The organism is Xanthobacter sp. DMC12 (assembly GCF_056314105.1).
In genome coordinates, this window is sequence record NZ_JBQUYZ010000001.1 from 321002 (window position 1) to 336332 (window position 15331).

At 67.4% G+C, this 15331-nt stretch carries 16 protein-coding genes; 7 read left to right on the top strand and 9 right to left on the bottom strand.

The genetic code is table 11. From position 1 onward, the window contains the following. The first annotated feature begins 14 nt into the window (after nt 1-14). A complete protein-coding gene (locus ACT535_RS01350; protein ID WP_168456933.1) occupies nt 15-824 on the top strand; it encodes an invasion associated locus B family protein in 810 nt (269 codons plus the stop codon). A 142-nt stretch (nt 825-966) separates the two neighbouring features. Here the strand turns inward: ACT535_RS01350 and ACT535_RS01355 are convergent, their stop codons facing one another. Together ACT535_RS01355 and ACT535_RS01360 are read right to left on the bottom strand one after the other, a co-directional pair. After that, nucleotides 967-1587, bottom strand: a complete 621-nt coding sequence (locus ACT535_RS01355) for a GNAT family N-acetyltransferase (protein WP_168456934.1) — start codon at nt 1585-1587, stop codon at nt 967-969. Nucleotides 1588-1849: 262 nt separating this feature from the next. Beyond that, nucleotides 1850-3124 (bottom strand): glycerate kinase type-2 family protein, encoded by a 1275-nt coding sequence (locus ACT535_RS01360; RefSeq protein ID WP_168456935.1) that lies wholly within the window; start codon nt 3122-3124, stop codon nt 1850-1852. Between the two features lie 182 nt (nt 3125-3306). Between ACT535_RS01360 and ACT535_RS01365 the strand changes: the two genes are divergently transcribed. Beyond that, on the top strand, nt 3307-4227 hold the full coding sequence (locus tag ACT535_RS01365; RefSeq protein WP_476363096.1) for a methyltransferase domain-containing protein: 921 nt from the start codon (nt 3307-3309) through the stop codon (nt 4225-4227). A gap of 77 nt (nt 4228-4304) precedes the next feature. Then, nucleotides 4305-4778 (top strand): acyl-CoA thioesterase, encoded by a 474-nt coding sequence (locus tag ACT535_RS01370; RefSeq protein WP_476363097.1) that lies wholly within the window; start codon nt 4305-4307, stop codon nt 4776-4778. Nucleotides 4779-4855: 77 nt separating this feature from the next. Here the strand turns inward: ACT535_RS01370 and phbB are convergent, their stop codons facing one another. Next, a complete protein-coding gene (gene phbB / locus ACT535_RS01375) occupies nt 4856-5578 on the bottom strand; it encodes an acetoacetyl-CoA reductase (protein WP_168456938.1) in 723 nt (240 codons plus the stop codon). 221 nt (nt 5579-5799) lie between these two features. Continuing rightward, a complete protein-coding gene (locus tag ACT535_RS01380; RefSeq protein WP_168456939.1) occupies nt 5800-6978 on the bottom strand; it encodes an acetyl-CoA C-acetyltransferase in 1179 nt (392 codons plus the stop codon). 287 nt (nt 6979-7265) lie between these two features. Between ACT535_RS01380 and phaR the strand changes: the two genes are divergently transcribed. Then, complete coding sequence (gene phaR, locus ACT535_RS01385; RefSeq protein WP_168456940.1) at nt 7266-7961, top strand: polyhydroxyalkanoate synthesis repressor PhaR; 696 nt, start codon at nt 7266-7268, stop codon at nt 7959-7961. A 98-nt stretch (nt 7962-8059) separates the two neighbouring features. Here phaR and ACT535_RS01390 read toward each other — a convergent pair whose 3' ends face one another. Together ACT535_RS01390 and rpmF are read right to left on the bottom strand one after the other, a co-directional pair. Further along, nucleotides 8060-8467, bottom strand: a complete 408-nt coding sequence (locus ACT535_RS01390) for a hypothetical protein (protein ID WP_024279216.1) — start codon at nt 8465-8467, stop codon at nt 8060-8062. Between the two features lie 401 nt (nt 8468-8868). Then, nucleotides 8869-9054 (bottom strand): 50S ribosomal protein L32, encoded by a 186-nt coding sequence (gene rpmF / locus ACT535_RS01395; RefSeq protein ID WP_024279215.1) that lies wholly within the window; start codon nt 9052-9054, stop codon nt 8869-8871. Between the two features lie 382 nt (nt 9055-9436). Between rpmF and ACT535_RS01400 the strand changes: the two genes are divergently transcribed. Continuing rightward, nucleotides 9437-10363 (top strand): peptidylprolyl isomerase, encoded by a 927-nt coding sequence (locus ACT535_RS01400; RefSeq protein WP_476363098.1) that lies wholly within the window; start codon nt 9437-9439, stop codon nt 10361-10363. A gap of 114 nt (nt 10364-10477) precedes the next feature. On the opposite strand, the gene hspQ is transcribed toward ACT535_RS01400, so the two are convergent. Then, nucleotides 10478-10801, bottom strand: a complete 324-nt coding sequence (hspQ, locus tag ACT535_RS01405; protein ID WP_168457065.1) for a heat shock protein HspQ — start codon at nt 10799-10801, stop codon at nt 10478-10480. 198 nt (nt 10802-10999) lie between these two features. Continuing rightward, complete coding sequence (locus ACT535_RS01410) at nt 11000-12040, bottom strand: HpcH/HpaI aldolase/citrate lyase family protein (protein WP_168456942.1); 1041 nt, start codon at nt 12038-12040, stop codon at nt 11000-11002. A gap of 141 nt (nt 12041-12181) precedes the next feature. Between ACT535_RS01410 and ACT535_RS01415 the strand changes: the two genes are divergently transcribed. Together ACT535_RS01415 and ACT535_RS01420 are read left to right on the top strand one after the other, a co-directional pair. Further along, nucleotides 12182-12988 (top strand): gamma-glutamylcyclotransferase family protein, encoded by an 807-nt coding sequence (locus ACT535_RS01415; protein WP_476363099.1) that lies wholly within the window; start codon nt 12182-12184, stop codon nt 12986-12988. 121 nt (nt 12989-13109) lie between these two features. Continuing rightward, complete coding sequence (locus ACT535_RS01420) at nt 13110-14066, top strand: AEC family transporter (protein ID WP_168456943.1); 957 nt, start codon at nt 13110-13112, stop codon at nt 14064-14066. Nucleotides 14067-14069: 3 nt separating this feature from the next. On the opposite strand, the gene ACT535_RS01425 is transcribed toward ACT535_RS01420, so the two are convergent. Continuing rightward, complete coding sequence (locus ACT535_RS01425) at nt 14070-15248, bottom strand: UbiH/UbiF family hydroxylase (RefSeq protein WP_476363100.1); 1179 nt, start codon at nt 15246-15248, stop codon at nt 14070-14072. Between the last annotated feature and the right edge of the window lie 83 nt (nt 15249-15331).

A 15331-nucleotide genomic window follows, 5' to 3' on the forward strand; every position in this document is an offset into this window, starting at 1 on the left:
CAGGAAAGGCCACGATGACGAAGACCCATTCCACCGCGCGGCTTACGGCGTCCGTCGCCGCCACGCTGCTCACTGTGGCGCTCGCTGGTCCGGCCTTTGCCCAGACCCAGCCCTCCACGACCCAGCCGGCGAAGCCCGCGGCTCCTGCCAAGCCCGCGGCCCCCGCGGCTGCCCCCGCCGCCAAGCCTGCCGCTCCCGCTGCTGCTGCTCCGGCCGGTGCCCCTCAGCAGGGTCAGGCGCAGCCCCAGGGTGAGGCCGACGTGAAGTTCTCCGCTTCGCCGTGGCAGAAGATCTGCCAGGAAGTGCCTGAGCGGAAGAAGCAGGTCTGCGTGCTCACCCAGGTGCTCGGCGTCGAAAGCCAGGCGATCGCCAAGGTCGACATCATCGAGATGCAGGACGAGCCCAAGAAGCACGTCAACATCTCCGTGCCGCTCGGCATGCGCCTGCAGCCCGGCCTGCGCATCACCCTCGACAAGGATCCGGTGAACATCCCGTTCGTGCTGTGCCAGCCCATCCAGGGCGGTGGTGCGACCTGCATCGGTGACCTCGAGGTCGACGGCACCTTCGTTGCCAAGCTGCGCAAGGCCAATGCGGTCTATCTGCAGATGGTGAACGGCACCGGCCGCACCCTGAGCCTGCCCATCTCCAACGCCGACTTCGGCAAGGCCTATGACGGCCCCGGCATGGACGCGAAGGTGGCCATGGAGCTGGAGCGCAAGCGCATGGAAGAAGCCCGTGCCGCCGCGCAGCAGCAGGAAGAGCAGAGCAAGGCCGCCCTCCTCAAGAAGGGCCAGGAGCTGGAGAAGGCCAAGACGGGCCAGTAATTTCCAGCCTGCGATGTCCGGCCGGAGCAATCCGGCCGGTGTCTGGCTGAAACGAAAAAACCCCCGGCAATGCCGGGGGTTTTTGTTTGCCGGCCCTCCTGCAGGGAGGGCCGGGTCTCACGTCCGGGGCAGACGGGTCAGATCACTGCGGCTCCAGCACAGGCTCGGCGGCAGCGGGAAGAAGAAGGTCGAGCAGCCGCCCGGTGGCGATGCGCTGGGCCTGAAGCACGGCGCCGGCCATGCCCTGGGCATCGGCCGCGGCCTCCTGCGCCAGAGAGAGCGCGGTGGGGAAGGGCGCGACCAGTTCCGCCGTCACCTCGTCGTGCTCGAACTTCAGCTCCGCGTCGTACTTGCGGGCAATCTGCTGCATGCGCCGGTTATGGGCGAGGCAGCTCATGAACAGCGAGCGGATGCCGCGGTTGCGCGCGGTGAGAATCACCCGATCGAGCAGCAGGGTACCGAGGCCGTGGTTCTGGTATTCGGTCTCGACGCTGAAGGCGGCTTCCGCCTCGCCGGGCAGAACGTCGCCCATCGGATAGAGTTCGGCAGCGGCACGCAGCTCGCCGTCGACGAAGCAGCCATGCACGATGGCTCCGGTGCGGAACACACGCGACGCATAGCGTTCAATGAATTCGGGGGATACTGCGGAGCCGAACCTGAACCGGCGGCTCTCCGTATCGAGCCTGAGGAGATGGTCCCGGAACTGTCCGGCCTCTCCGGTCCAAAGCTTCCGGATGATCCCCGGCGCGACCTCATCGGTCATAGTGGTCTCCAGACTGGCGTCTAAAACCTCCGGTTTCCTCCCGGTCGCCCCCGGTTTGTTCGTGGCCCCAAACTATGTGCAGCGCAGCAAAGGTCAATAGGGCTGACGTTGACCAATACGGCAAAGCCATGCCGATTTGGAGGCTTCAGCCCTCAGGGTTTTGATTTTGCTCAATTAAATTGAGCCATGCGCCAGCCGCAGCTCTGCTGCGCTGCAACAGGCGCGTGCACGCATACGCCCGCCGCAATCGGCTCTGCTGGTGTCAGCGCACCAGAATCGCGCGGAAGTCGTTGACGTTGGTCAGCGTCGGCCCGGTCATCACCAGCCGGTCGAGGGCCGAGAAGAAGCTGTAGCCGTCATTGTTGGCGAGGTAGTCGTCCGGCTTCAGCCCGCGCTCCGCGGCATCGGCGAGCAGCGCGGCGTCGAACCAGGCGCCGGCATTGTCCTCGGTGCCGTCCACGCCGTCCGTGTCGCAGGAGATGGCGGAGACGCCCTCCCGCCCCTTGAGCGCGATGGCGAGGGCGAGCAGGAACTCCACGCTGCGGCCGCCCCGGCCCTTACCGCGCACCGTCACCGTGGTCTCGCCGCCGGAGAGCAGCACGCAGGGGGCAGCCGCGGGCAGGCCGTGCTCCGAGGCGGAACGGGCGATGCCGGCGAAGACATTGCCGGCCTCACGCGCCTCGCCCTCGATGGCGTCGCCGAGGATCAGCGGGGTGAGGCCGAGCGCTTTCGCCTTTTCCTCGGCCGCCTTCAGTGCCATGAGGGGCGTCGCGATCATATGGACGTCCTGGCCGGGGATGGCCTCGCCCGAGACCGTGTTGGCGCGGATCACCTGCTCCAGCTTGTCGGTGATCGCGATGCCCCAGGTCCGCATCAGGCCCAGCACGGCCTCCGGATCGGAGGCCTCGGGAATGGTCGGGCCGGAGCCGATGGCGGCGGGATCGTCGCCGGGCACGTCGGAGATGAGGTAGGTCACGGCCCGCGCCGGCGCGATGGCGGCGGCGAGGCGGCCGCCCTTGATGGCCGACATGGACTTGCGCACCCGGTTCATCACCCCGATGGGCGCGCCGGACTTGAGCAATGCTGAATTGAGCGCCTGCTTGTCGGCCAGCGTCAGCCCCTCGGCCGGAAGCGTGAGCAGGGAGGAGGCGCCGCCCGACATGAGGCACACCACAAGGTCCTCCGGCCCGGCGCTGCGCGCCAGCTCCAGAATCCGGCGGGCGGCGTCGAGCCCGGCCTGATCGGGCACCGGATGGGCGGCCTCGACGATTTCGATGTGCTTCGTCTCGCAGCCATGGCCGTAGCGGGTCACGATGAGGCCTTCGCAGGGGCGGCCCCATTCCTCTTCAAAGGCGCGGGCCATGCGGGCGGAGGCTTTGCCGGCGCCGATGACGATGGTGCGGCCGCCCTTCGCCGCGTCGGGCGGTGCGGGAAGGCGGTCCCTGAACTTGCCTTCCGGCAGGGCGGCGGCAAGGGCGGTCTCGAACAGCGCGAGCAGGATCTCCCTGTCGGAGGCAGTGCCGGTCGCCTTATCCATACGCGCTCTCCCGTCCGCTTGTGCGAAAGTCTTATAGGTTCCGTGGCCTGTAGCGGCTCGGCGGGCGCCGATCAATAAGCGCGGCGGGAAAGGCAGCTTTCCCGGGACGGCGGGAAACCCTTTGGGCAGACATGCCGCAGCGGAGACCGCCGCAGCGTGCATCCGGCGCGGCGAACGCCTATATGCGGGCCATGAGACCTGCCTCCGAAACCGCGCCCCACCTCGTTTTCGATCGCGCCTTGCTGCGCCGGCGCCTCGCCCGTGCGGCGGCGCTGGGGCCGGAGACCTTCCTGCTGGAGCGGGCGGCGGAGGATGTCGCGGATCGACTTTCCGCCGTGAAACGGACCTTCGCGACCGCCGTGGACCTCGGCACACCGACGGCCGCGCTGGCGAACGCCCTTTCCGGTCACCCGGCCGTGGAGCGTTTGATCCGCGCGGCGCCGCTGGCCGGCGGTCCTGTTCCGCCTGCTGTGGTGGCTGACGAGGAGGCCTTGCCGTTTGCGCCGGGCAGCCTGGATCTGGTGCTTTCAGCCCTGGCGCTGCAATCGGTGAACGATCTGCCGGGGGTGCTGGCGCAGGTGCGCCGGGCGCTCAAGCCGGATGGGCTGTTCATGGCCGCGTTGCTGGGCGGCAGCAGCCTCACCGAACTGCGGCAGGCCTTCGCCATCGCCGAGAGTGAGACCACGGGCGGGCTCTCGCCGCGCCTCGCGCCGTTCGCCGATGTGCGCGACCTCGGCGCCCTGCTGCAGCGGGCGGGGTTCGCGCTGCCGGTCACGGACGTGGACCGCGTGGTGGTGCGCTATTCCTCGCCCTTCACCCTGTTCGCGGACTTGCGGCGGATGGGCGGGGCCAATGCGCTCAACGAACGCCGCCGCGTGCCGCTGCGCCGGGCGACGCTGCTGCGTGCGGCGGAAGTCTATGCCGAGCGCTTCGCCGATCCCGACGGCAAAGTGCGGGCGACGTTCGAGATCGTGTTCCTGTCCGGCTGGGCGCCGCACGAGAGCCAGCAGAAGCCGCTGCGCCCCGGCACCGCGCGCATGCGCCTCGCCGACGCGCTCAAGGTGCCCGAACAGCCGCTGCCGCCCGGCGACGAGCCGGGCTGAGGCCGCGCTCGGTTTGCCCCTTGGCCTCGCCCACCCCGCGCCTCTAAATGGCGGCGGATGCGATTGGGGAGGCTGGAATGAGCGGTGCGGCAGGGGCGGGTGCACGAGGAGGCACGGCGGCACGCGAGGAGCCGGTGACGATCGACGCCTTCAAGCATATTCTGCCGATCACGACCCGATGGATGGACGTGGACGTGTATGGCCACGTGAACAACGTGGTCTATTATTCCTACTTCGACACGGTGGTGAACGAGCAGCTGGTCTCGGCCGGGCTGCTGGACCCGCAGACAAGTCCTGTCATCGGCCTGGTGGTGGAGACCCGCTGCACTTACTTTCGCAGCCTCACCTATCCGGCCCCGGTGAAGGCGGGCATGCGGGTGACGAAACTCGGATCGTCCTCGGTGCGCTACCAGATCGCCCTGTTTCAGGGCGACGACCCCGGCGCGGCGGCGCAGGGACATTTCGTCCATGTCTATGTGGAGCGGGAGACCCAACGCCCGGTGCCGATTCCCGGGCCGGTGCGGGCGCTGCTTGAGACGCTGGTGGTGTGAAAAGGGCGGTGGCCTGAAATGCATACGGCCCGCGTCCGGGGAGGGCGCGGGCCGTCTTGCATCGCCGGATGGCGCGATCAGCAGATGTACTGCGCGCCGTTCACGGTCATGGTCGAGCCGGTGATGAAGCCGGCGTCGTCGGAGGTGAGGAACACCACGCAGCGGGCGATGTCTTCCGGCTCGCCGAGGCGGCCGACCGGGATGGTCGCCACGATCTTGGCCAAAGCCTCAGCAGGCACCGCGCGCACCATTTCGGTGGCGATGTAGCCGGGGGCGATGGCGTTCACCGTGATGCCGAGCTTCGCGGTTTCCTGCGCCAGCGCCTTCACGAAGCCGATCTCGCCGGCCTTGGCGGCAGAATAATTGGTCTGGCCGAACTGCCCCTTCTGCCCGTTGATGGACGAGATGCAGACGATGCGGCCGAACTTGCGGTCGCGCATGCCCTCGATGAGGTTGCGCGTCATGTTGAAGGCGGAGTTGAGGTTGGTGTTGATCACCGCGTTCCACTGCTCAAGCGACATCTTGTGCAGCTGGCCGTCGCGAGTGATGCCGGCGTTATTGACCAGGATTTCGATCGGGCCGACCTCGGCTTCCACCTTGGCAAGGCCGGCCTTGCAGGCCTCGAAGTCGGACACGTCCCACTTGTAGGCGGGAATGCCGGTCTTTTCGGTGAAGGCCTTGGCGGCCTCCTCATTGCCCGCGAAATTGGCGACGACCGTCCGACCGGCGGCCTTCAGCGCCACCGAGATCGCTTCGCCGATTCCCCGTGTGCCGCCCGTGACCAATGCGACGCGTCCCATGGTTTCCCTCCTTCACTTAACGCTATTGGCTCGACCTGGAGACTCCCCACCCAGCCGAAGCGGGTCGAGCCACGCTCGGGCGGTGTGTAGCAAGTCCATATTTCCGTTTGGAAACGGAGGACCGCGATCCGACGTCGCGGCCCTTTCGGGACGGGGTAGCCTGGGGCGCGGCTTCCCGTCCGGCGGCCTGAACCGCGGAGCGGCTCAGGCGGGCGCGGGGCTCAGTCGCGCGCGAGGCACATAGCGATGCCCATGCCGCCGCCGATGCAGAGGGTGGCGAGGCCCTTCTTGGCATCGCGCTTCTGCATTTCGTGCAGCAGGGTCACCAGAATGCGGGTGCCCGAGGCGCCGATCGGGTGGCCGATGGCGATGGCGCCGCCGTTTACATTGACCTTGGAGGTATCCCAGCCGAGGCTCTTGTTGACGGCGATGGCCTGGGCGGCGAACGCCTCGTTGGCCTCGACGAGATCGAGGTCGTCCTTGGACCAGCCGGCCTTTTCCAGCGCCAGCTTGGACGCCGGGATCGGGCCCGTACCCATCACCGACGGATCAACGCCGGCCTGCGCCCAGGAGACGATGCGGGCGAGGGGGGTCTTGCCCTCGGCCTTGGCCTTGGCGGCGCTCATGAGCACCACGGCGGCGGCGCCGTCATTGATGCCGGAGGCATTGCCGGCGGTCACCGTGCCATCCTTGGCGAAAGCGGGCTTCAGCTTCTGCATGGCCTCGAGGCTGGCGCCGTGGCGGATGTACTCGTCCTGGTCCACCACCACGTCGCCCTTGCGGGTGGAAATGGTGACGGGGACGATCTCGTCCTTGAACTTGCCGCCCTTCTGGGCCGCCTCGGCCTTGTTCTGGGAGGCGACGGCGAACTCGTCCTGCTCGGCGCGGGTGATCTGGAATTCCTTGGCCACGTTCTCGGCGGTCACGCCCATGTGGTAGCCGTTGAAGGCGTCCCAAAGGCCGTCCTTGATCATGGTGTCGGCGAAGTCGGCATTGCCCATGCGCACGCCGTTGCGCAGGTGCGCGGCGTGGGTGGACTGGCTCATGGATTCCTGACCGCCGGCCACGACGACCTCGCTGTCGCCGTTGGCGATGGCCTGGGCGCCGAGCGCGACGGAGCGCAGGCCCGAGCCGCACACCATCTGCACCTCGTAGGCGGGGGCGCCGATGGGCACGCCGGCCTTGAGGGACGCCTGGCGGGCCGGGTTCTGGCCCTGGGCGGCGGTGAGCACCTGGCCCAGAATCACCTCGCTGACGGCCTCCGGCGCCACGCCGGCCCGCTCAAGGGCGGCCTTGATGGCGATCGCGCCAAGCTCATGCGCGGGAAGTGCGCCGAGCGCGCCGTTGAACGACCCGACAGGGGTGCGCGCGGCTGCAACGATAACGACCTCGTCCTTCATGGAAGTCTCTCCTGGGAAGATCGGGCGGGTGGCTCCGCGCCTCTTTGCCGAATGGCGAATGGGAAGGCTTGACCTCTATCGTGTCCGGGCCGGACCATGTGTCAATGACCCATCGCATGGCAAGGGGGCCGGTCAAAAGCAGCTATTCAACCTTGGTCGGCACAGCATGGGTGCGGGGCTGACTCCGCGCTGCGAAAGGCGCGATGGGCAGCGCACACAAAGTGGTAGCTCTGCACTTGGAAACGCCTTAACCTGTCATTCCGCCCAAGGAAACGGATGACCGGACGATGGCCAAATCGCAAGAGCCAGTCACCATCAAGAAATACGCGAACCGCCGTCTCTACAACACGGGGACCAGCACCTACGTGACTCTCGAAGACCTCGCCAACATGGTGAAGGAAGGCGAGGATTTCGTGGTGTATGACGCCAAGAACGGCGAGGACATCACCCATTCCGTACTGACGCAGATCATCTTCGAGCAGGAAAACAAGGGGCAGAACCTTCTGCCCATCGCCTTCCTGCGCCAGATCATCCGCTTCTACGGTGACAGCATGCAGATGCTGGTGCCAAGGTACCTGGAAGCGTCGATCGACAGCTTCACCAAGGACCAGGGAAAGTTTCGGGACCACCTGTCGCAAACGCTGGCCGGCACGCCGTTTCCGGTTCCCGGCGCTCCGTTTGCCGGCCTGGACGAGACGGTGCGTCGCAACATGGAAGTGTTCGAGCGCGCCTTCCACATGTTCCTGCCTTTCCCCAAGGGGGATGAGCCGGCCGGGACCGCGACTACTCCGGCCGCTGCTGCACCTGCGCAGCCTGCGTCGCAGCCGGAGCGGGTGGACGAGCTTGACGCGCTGAAGCGGCAGATGGCGGACATGCAGGCGAAGCTGGAGCAACTGGTTCCGAAGCCCGAGCCCAAGCTCGTGGCGAAGAACGATGCGCCGAGCGAGATCCGCAGCCAGCCCAAGGAAGGCAGCGGAAGCTGATAAGCCCGCGCCGGCCGCCCGTTGCGGGGGGCCGGCGGCTTGAACCGCAAGATGCGCGATGGCCGGTTCCGCCCGGCCGCGCCGGTGCCCGGCAGGTTTTATTGCTGTCCGCGCGGATCGACCGTGAAATCGCGCTGCGCGACCCGGATCGAGACTGAAAAGCCGGCCACCACGTCCAGCAGCATGATGCAGAGCAGGATGGCGAACACCGAATTTCCGGCCGGACGCACCAGCAGGAATTCGGCAAGGCCGGCCGCGAACACCAGCATCGACAGCATGTGATCGATGATCGAACGCGAGCTGATGCGCGTCGACTTGAGAATCTCAAAGAACAGGAAGAACAGGCTGAGGGCGATGAACCCTTCTGCGAGGGTGATCGTCCAGTGGGCGCCCGACATCATCTCGACCGTGGTGAGCACAGTCGTCCATTCCGTACCCGGCATCAGGAAGACCATGATGTTGTAGAGGGCGAGGGGGACGATCAGCAACGGGACGGGCGTCAGCATTGGTGCTCCTCGGGACCGCTCAGCCCGTAACGCCGAGGGCCTTCGCCCGTGGCGCCGTCAGGCTCCGCGGATGCGATGACACATCGGGCTCTGAATGTCACGGATGCGGAGGCATCAGGGGATTGTGCGCGCCGGCCGACCGCCGGGGACCGATACCGGGAGAATCGAGCGCTGGGCGGGGCTGCGACCGTATGGCCGTATCGCGCATTGAGAGGCAGGGTCGCGATGTCGCGCGCCGGTCAGAATTGCTGAACATGGCGGCATGCAGTCGGCCCGCCCGCGCGTGGGAGCGAATCGCTCGGCGGGCCTCTAGGCCGGAATCACCCCCGGGGAGGGGTGGCGCGCCGGCGGCGTGCGCCGGCGCTGCAACGGCGGCCTTCAAGGCCACCGCGACATGAAGATCAGGCCTCGGCCTTGGGCTTCAGGATCTGCCGGCCGCGATACATGCCGGTCTTCAGGTCGACGTGGTGCGGACGGCGCAGCTCGCCCGAATCCTTGTCTTCCACATAGGTGGGCTGCTTCAGCGCGTCGGCCGAACGGCGCATGCCGCGACGGGACGGCGAGGTCTTTCTCTTCGGGACAGCCATTGTCCAAACTCCTGAACGACGTAACGAGCCAGGTGACTCGCCAACTGGCGCAACATGCGAGCGCGCCGGCTGGCGCCCTTGCGGCTTTTCGAACTTGTGATCGGTGCGCGCCGAGCCTGAAGAGAGAAGACGACGCCTGTACGCGTTCGTCTCGAGCCCGGTTGCGAAATGCTGGGGAGCAATTCGCGGGGCTCGCCCTTGGGCCAGCATTCCCGATTGAAGGCGCGCCTTATACAGGCTCGCGCGCGGGAACGAAAGCCCCGCCGTGCGTTTTCCGGTCGCGGGTATGCCGCAACAATGCCCTCTTGTCAGCGGAGGACACGTGAGCAAGGTTGCGCGCGCATCGGCGCATCCGACGACACACTCCGAGGAAAACGGCCCCATGAAGCGTTCCGCTCAGCTTTCCCTCTTCGCCGCCCTGCTCGCGGCCTCGGTTTCCGCGGCCTCCATGGGGGCGGCGTTGGCGCAGGGGGCCCCGGCACCTGCGGCTGCCCCTGCGGCCGCTGCGCCTGCCGGTGATCCGGTCCTCGCCACCGTCAACGGCACGCCGATCCGCCAGAGCGAGCTCAACATTGCCCTCGAGGACATCGGATCGGGCCTGCCGCCCGAGGTCCGGGGCCCGGCCCGCGACGAATATGTCCTGTCCTTCCTGACCGACATGACGCTTATCGCCAAGGCGGCCGAGGCGCAGAAGATCGACCAGACCCCCGAGTTCCAGAACCGCCTCGCCTATGCGCGCATGAAGGCGCTGATGGAAGCGATGATGATGCAGGAGGCCAAGAAGGCCGTTTCTGCCGAGCTCAAGCGCAAGACCTACGACGATCTGGTGAAGTCGGCTCCCGCCGAGCAGGAAGTTCACGCCCGCCATATCCTCGTGGACGACGAGGCGAAGGCCAAGGAAATCTCCAAGAAGGCCAAGGCCGGCGAGGATTTCGCCAAGCTCGCCAAGGAGAATTCCAAGGACAGCGCCGAGGACGGCGGCGACCTCGGCTATTTCACCAAGGACCAGATGGTGCCGGAATTCGCCGAGGCGGCGTTCAAGCTGGAGAAGGGCCAGGTCTCCGACCCGGTGAAGACCCAGTTCGGCTGGCACGTCATCAAGGTCGAGGACAAGCGCCAGAAGGCGGTCCCGTCCTATGAGCAGGTCGAGGATCAGGTGGAGCAGTATCTGGTGCGCAAGGCCCAGGCCGACATGGTGACGAAGCTGCGCGCCGACGCCAAGATCGAGAAGACCGCCGCGCCGGCCGCCCCTGCTACGCCTGCCACCCCCGCTCCGGCGGCGCCTGCGTCCGACCCGGCCAAGAAGTGAGCTGGTGGCGCTTTCCACAGCGCCCTGCCACGCTTTGCCTGCCAAAAGAAAAACCCCCGGCGCATCGCCGGGGGTTTTTTTATTGATCTTGGCCCCGAGCGATCTGCGCTGGGGTCAATTCACCAGATCAGGCCGCACCCGCCAGCCGCCGGCCCCATCCTCGGACAGGGCCTCGGTGACCTTGGGGTGGCGCACCGGCTCTTCTGACGTGTCCCGCTCCAGATTCTGCTCGGAGACGTAGGCGACGTACTCGCTGTCCGCGTTCTCGGCGAGCAGGTGGTAAAACGGCTGGTCCTTGTGGGGGCGGATATCCTCGGGAATCGAGAGCCACCATTCCTCGGTGTTGTCGAACACCGGGTCCACGTCGAACACCACGCCCCGGAAGGGGAAGTGCTTGTGGCGCACCACCTCGCCGATGCGGAACTTCGCCTGCCGCATGCCCGCGCCGAGTTCTGACGCAACGTAATGCGTGGGGTCCTCGGGGATGCCGTCGCCAATGGGAGCAACGATTGCGGGCTTTGCGCGCGCTTTGTCCTGGCTGGCCATGTCCCGCCTCTTCTGACTTTTCCGCTCCGCCCGAGACCGGGCGGGAGAGCCGCGGCGACCTTCGCCGCGGCCGTTGGTTAACCAATTCTCTCACAATCCGTAGGCTTTGCCCATTTCCGGGTCCTTGGCTGCGACAATCCGGGCAAGGTCGACGATCACCTTGGCCTGCTTCCAGGTGGCGTCGTCCTGCATCTTGCCATCGATCATCACCGCGCCGGCACCGTCCGGCATGGCTTCGAGAATCTTGAGGGCGAACGCCACCTCGCCCGGATCCGGCGAGAAGACGCGCTTGGCGATCTCGATCTGCGTGGGATGCAGAGACCAGGCACCGACGCAGCCCTGGAGGAAGGCGTTGCGGAACTGGCTCTCGCAAGCCGCGAGGTCGGCGAAGTCGCCGAACGGGCCGTAGAAGGGCTTGATGCCGTTGGCGGCGCAGGCATCCACCATCTTGCCGACGGTGTAATGCCACAGGTCCTGCTGGTAGCCGGTGCGCGGCTTGTCGCCATCGGGATCCGCCAGCACCTTGTAGTCCGGGTGACCGCCGCCGACGCGGGTGGTCTTCATGGCGCGCGAGGCGGCAAGGTCGGCCGGGCCGAGGCTCATGCCGTGCATGCGCGGGGAGGCGGCGGCGATCTCCTCCACATTCTTCACGCCCTCGGCGGTTTCCAGAATGGCGTGGATGAGGATGGGCTTCTCGATCGAATGCCGCGCCTCGAGCTGGGCCAGAAGCTGGTCGAGATAGTGGATGTCCCAGGCGCCCTCGACCTTGGGCAGCATGATGACGTCCAGCTTGTTGCCGATCTCGCTGACGATCTCGATGATGTCGTCCAGCACCCAGGGGCTGTTGAGGCAGTTGATGCGGGTCCAAAGGCCCGTGGAGCCGAAATCGGTGGCCTTGGCCATCTCGATGAAGCCTTTGCGGGCAGCTTCCTTGGCATCGGAGGGAATCGCGTCCTCCAGATTGCCGAGCACCACGTCCACCTGCTTGGCGATATCAGGCACCTTGGCGCGCATCTTCTCAAGATGCGGCGGCACGAAATGGATCATGCGCTCAAGCCGCACCGGCAACTCGCGATAAGGTGCGGGTGCGCCGATGGCGAGCGGCTTGAAGAATTGGCGCGGCAGCTTCATGAGTCCCCCCAGGGTGGTTTGCGGGCAGGGGGTGCATAACCCCCCGCGGAACCTGTTGATTGCAATGCAGCATAGGTCGCCGGCCCGCGCAACACGACTTCAGGGCGACCGGGCCGGCGCCCATCGGGCAGGGGGAGAGGCATGACGATCACGCGACGTGGGATGCTCGGGGGCCTTGCCGGGCTGGCGGCTTCCACCCTGCCGGTGGCGGCGAAGGACTTCTGGGGCCAACGGCTCGCAAATGCTCCGCAGGAATTCCTGTTCGGCTACGGCTCTCTCATCAACGGGCCGTCCCGGACGTCCACATCCGGGCGCGTCGTGCCCGCCATCGCCGCGCGAATCTCCGGCAGCTTCGGCTATGTGCGCTCGTGGGCGTCGCGGTTCACGCCGCGAGAGGGCACGGCCGGCTTCACCGCGCTCGGCATCCGCCCCCGGATGCCCGGGGAGGAGGCGTACAGCATCAACGGCGTCATCTTCCCCGTGAAGGACGAGGCTGAACTCGCCGCCTTCGATGCGCGCGAAGGCGGCTATAACCGTGTGGAGCTGGACCACGCGCATGTGGAGGCCATCGACTGGGAGGGCCTGCCGCGCATCGGCAAGATCTGGATCTACGTCCCCAAGGAATCGGACGGCAAGGGGCCGGCCGATCTCCAGCACCCGAACGTGAATTTCCCGCTCGTGCAGTCCTATGTGGACGTGGTGATGCAGGGCTCCCTGGACGAGGGGGCGGACTTTGCCCGCGAACTCATCGAGACCACTTTGGACTGGAGCCCGTTCTGGCTGGACGACCGCCCCATCGCCCGCCGCGCCTGGGCCGACACGCCGAGCGCGGGCGCCATCGACCGGCTTCTGGCGACGGTGGAACCGGCTGCGAGCCAGTTCCGCAACCGCCTCTACCCCGAGCTCTATGCGGCGCGGCATCTGATGGGCAAGGCAGGGGCGCGTTGATCGTCGTGCGCTGATCCTGGCGCGCTGATCCTGGCGCCCGCGCTTTCCATTCAGCGCCGGGGTTTGTAGGAAGGGGCACCCGCTGCCCCTTCCGCCGCCTTCCGGCCAGCCTCCGGCGATCATGAGCGACCTTTTCGGCCTCGCCTTTCCCTTCTTCGGCCTGATCTTCCTCGGCTATTTCTGCGGCCGCAGGGTGAAGCTGCCGGAGGCCGGGCTCGCCTGGCTCTCCTTCTTCATCATCTATGTGGCACTGCCGGCGCTGTTCTATCGCATCGTAGCGCAGACGCCGTTCCACGAACTGGCCAACCCCGCCTTCATCGTCGCCGTGCTGGCCTCCACCGCCACCATGTCCCTGCTGGCGCTGGGCGTCGGCCTGTGGTTCAGGAAGGGCAATATCGGCGAGGCGGCCATCGCGCTCACCGCCGGCGCCTACGCCAATGTGGGCTACATGGGGCCGGGCCTGACGCTCGCCGCCTTCGGGCAGGCCGCCGCGAGCCCGGCCGCGCTCATCTTCGCCACCGACAGCATGTTCTTCTTCACCGTCGTGCCGCTGCTGATGGCGACGCGGGGGCGGGGGGAGAGCCTCGGGCACACCTTTGTGCTGATCGCCAAGAGGGTGCTCACCCACCCCTTCAACATCGCCACCCTGCTGGGGGTGCTCGCGGCAGCCTTCGAGTTCAAGGAGCCGGATGCGCTCTCGCGGATGCTGGACTATCTGAAGAACGCCGCCGCCCCCTGCGCGCTGTTCGCCCTTGGCGTGACCGTGGCGCTGCGGCCGTTGAAGCGCGTGCCGGTGGAACTCGCGCCGCTCCTGACCCTTAAGCTGCTCGTTCACCCCTTCGTGGCGCTGGTCTCGCTCTCGGTGTTCGGGCCGTTCTCGCCGGTGTGGGAGGAGACGCTGCTGCTGATGGCCGCGCTGCCGCCGGCGCTGAACGTGTTCGTGCTGGCGCGGCAGTACCACGTGTTCGTGGAGGAGGCGTCCACCGCCGTCCTCCTCGGCACCCTGTCGTCGGTCGTGACGGTGACGCTGATGCTCTATCTGCTGCGCGAGCACCTCATCCCGCTCAGCCTGTTCTGAGGCTCACGCCGCCTTGTCGCCGACGCCGAGGCGCATCAGCGTCCGCCGCAGGGGGCCGACGCGATCGAGCAGGTAGAGGCCGAAGCCGCGCACGCTCTGCACCGGCACGAGATCGGACAGGAGCGAGCGGTTGAGCAGGTCCACGGCGGTCATGCGGCCGGAGATGTCGCGCTGGCGCTTGTCCGCATAGCGGGCCAGCACCTCGCGGCTGCCGGGATCGCGGCCCGTCGCAACCGCGTCCGCCGCAAGCGCGACCAGGGCCGCCGCATCCCGGAGCCCGAGGTTCAGCCCCTGCGCGCCGATGGGCGGCATGATGTGGGCGGCCTCGCTCAAAAGCGCCACGCGGTCGCCGACGAGGCTTTCCGCCGTCTCCGCCGCCAGCGGGAAGGCGCCACGGCCGCCTTCCATCTCAAACCGGCCGAGCACGGAGGAGGCGCGCGCCTCCAGTTCCCGGGCCAGCGCTTCGTCGCTGAGGCCGAGCAGGCGGACCGCCTCGCGCTCGGTGACCACGCAGACGATGGAGGAGCGGTCGCCGGTCAGCGGCACCAGGGTGAAGGGGCCGCTCTCGGTGTGGAATTCGGTGGAAGTGTCCTCATGGGGCCGCGTGTGCCGCACGGTGGCGGTGAAGGCCACCTGCGGATAGGCACGATTGCGCATCTTGATGCCGGCGGCGGCCCGCACCGTGGACTGGCGCCCGTCCGCACCGGCGACGAGACGCGCGGCGAGGCTGGTACCGTCCGCCAGCTTCAGAGTGACCGCATCCGGCCCGAATTCGATGCGCTCCACGGAGGTGCGGGCGATGTGGAGGTTCGGCATCTCCGTCGCCGCGGCGAGGAGGCCGTTGCGCAGGGCGTCGTTCTCGATGTTGTAGCCGAAGGCGTCGAGGCCGATCTCGGCTGAGCGGAAGGTGACTTCCGGCGCGCGCACCAGCCGGCGGGTGGCATCGGCGATGCGCATGTCGCGCAGGGGCGCGGCACGCGGCGCGATCTGCGACCACACGCCGAACTCTTCCAGAATGCGCACCGAGCCTTCCAGCAGCGCCGTGGTGCGGTGGTCCGCGCCACGGTCGGGGCCGGTGACGAGCGCGGTGGAGACGCCTCGCGCGGCGAGGCCGATGGCGGTGGCAAGCCCGGCTGGACCGGCGCCGACGACGACCACCTCGTGCATCACGTCGTGTTCCATCGCTGCCTCCTCATGGTCGGATCAGGGGACACTAGAGCCGACTTCCGCGCGGGGAAAGCTGCGGAGATGCCGCGGATACGTGC

Excerpts from the sequence above, each read along its gene's own strand:
- ACT535_RS01390 (WP_024279216.1), bottom strand. The coding sequence starts at position 8,467 with ATGCTGACGCCCGTCCCGTTGCTGATCGTCCCCCTCGCCCTCTACAAC.
- ACT535_RS01415 (WP_476363099.1), top strand. The coding sequence starts at position 12,182 with ATGACGATCACGCGACGTGGGATGCTCGGGGGCCTTGCCGGGCTGGCG.
- ACT535_RS01355 (WP_168456934.1), bottom strand. The coding sequence starts at position 1,587 with ATGACCGATGAGGTCGCGCCGGGGATCATCCGGAAGCTTTGGACCGGA.
- ACT535_RS01360 (WP_168456935.1), bottom strand. The coding sequence starts at position 3,124 with ATGGATAAGGCGACCGGCACTGCCTCCGACAGGGAGATCCTGCTCGCG.
- ACT535_RS01370 (WP_476363097.1), top strand. The coding sequence starts at position 4,305 with ATGAGCGGTGCGGCAGGGGCGGGTGCACGAGGAGGCACGGCGGCACGC.
- ACT535_RS01420 (WP_168456943.1), top strand. The coding sequence starts at position 13,110 with ATGAGCGACCTTTTCGGCCTCGCCTTTCCCTTCTTCGGCCTGATCTTC.
- hspQ (WP_168457065.1), bottom strand. The coding sequence starts at position 10,801 with ATGCGGCAGGCGAAGTTCCGCATCGGCGAGGTGGTGCGCCACAAGCAC.
- ACT535_RS01350 (WP_168456933.1), top strand. The coding sequence starts at position 15 with ATGACGAAGACCCATTCCACCGCGCGGCTTACGGCGTCCGTCGCCGCC.
- ACT535_RS01380 (WP_168456939.1), bottom strand. The coding sequence starts at position 6,978 with ATGAAGGACGAGGTCGTTATCGTTGCAGCCGCGCGCACCCCTGTCGGG.
- ACT535_RS01410 (WP_168456942.1), bottom strand. The coding sequence starts at position 12,040 with ATGAAGCTGCCGCGCCAATTCTTCAAGCCGCTCGCCATCGGCGCACCC.
- ACT535_RS01365 (WP_476363096.1), top strand. The coding sequence starts at position 3,307 with ATGCGGGCCATGAGACCTGCCTCCGAAACCGCGCCCCACCTCGTTTTC.
- ACT535_RS01425 (WP_476363100.1), bottom strand. The coding sequence starts at position 15,248 with ATGGAACACGACGTGATGCACGAGGTGGTCGTCGTCGGCGCCGGTCCA.
- phbB (WP_168456938.1), bottom strand. The coding sequence starts at position 5,578 with ATGGGACGCGTCGCATTGGTCACGGGCGGCACACGGGGAATCGGCGAA.
- rpmF (WP_024279215.1), bottom strand. The coding sequence starts at position 9,054 with ATGGCTGTCCCGAAGAGAAAGACCTCGCCGTCCCGTCGCGGCATGCGC.
- ACT535_RS01400 (WP_476363098.1), top strand. The coding sequence starts at position 9,437 with ATGAAGCGTTCCGCTCAGCTTTCCCTCTTCGCCGCCCTGCTCGCGGCC.
- phaR (WP_168456940.1), top strand. The coding sequence starts at position 7,266 with ATGGCCAAATCGCAAGAGCCAGTCACCATCAAGAAATACGCGAACCGC.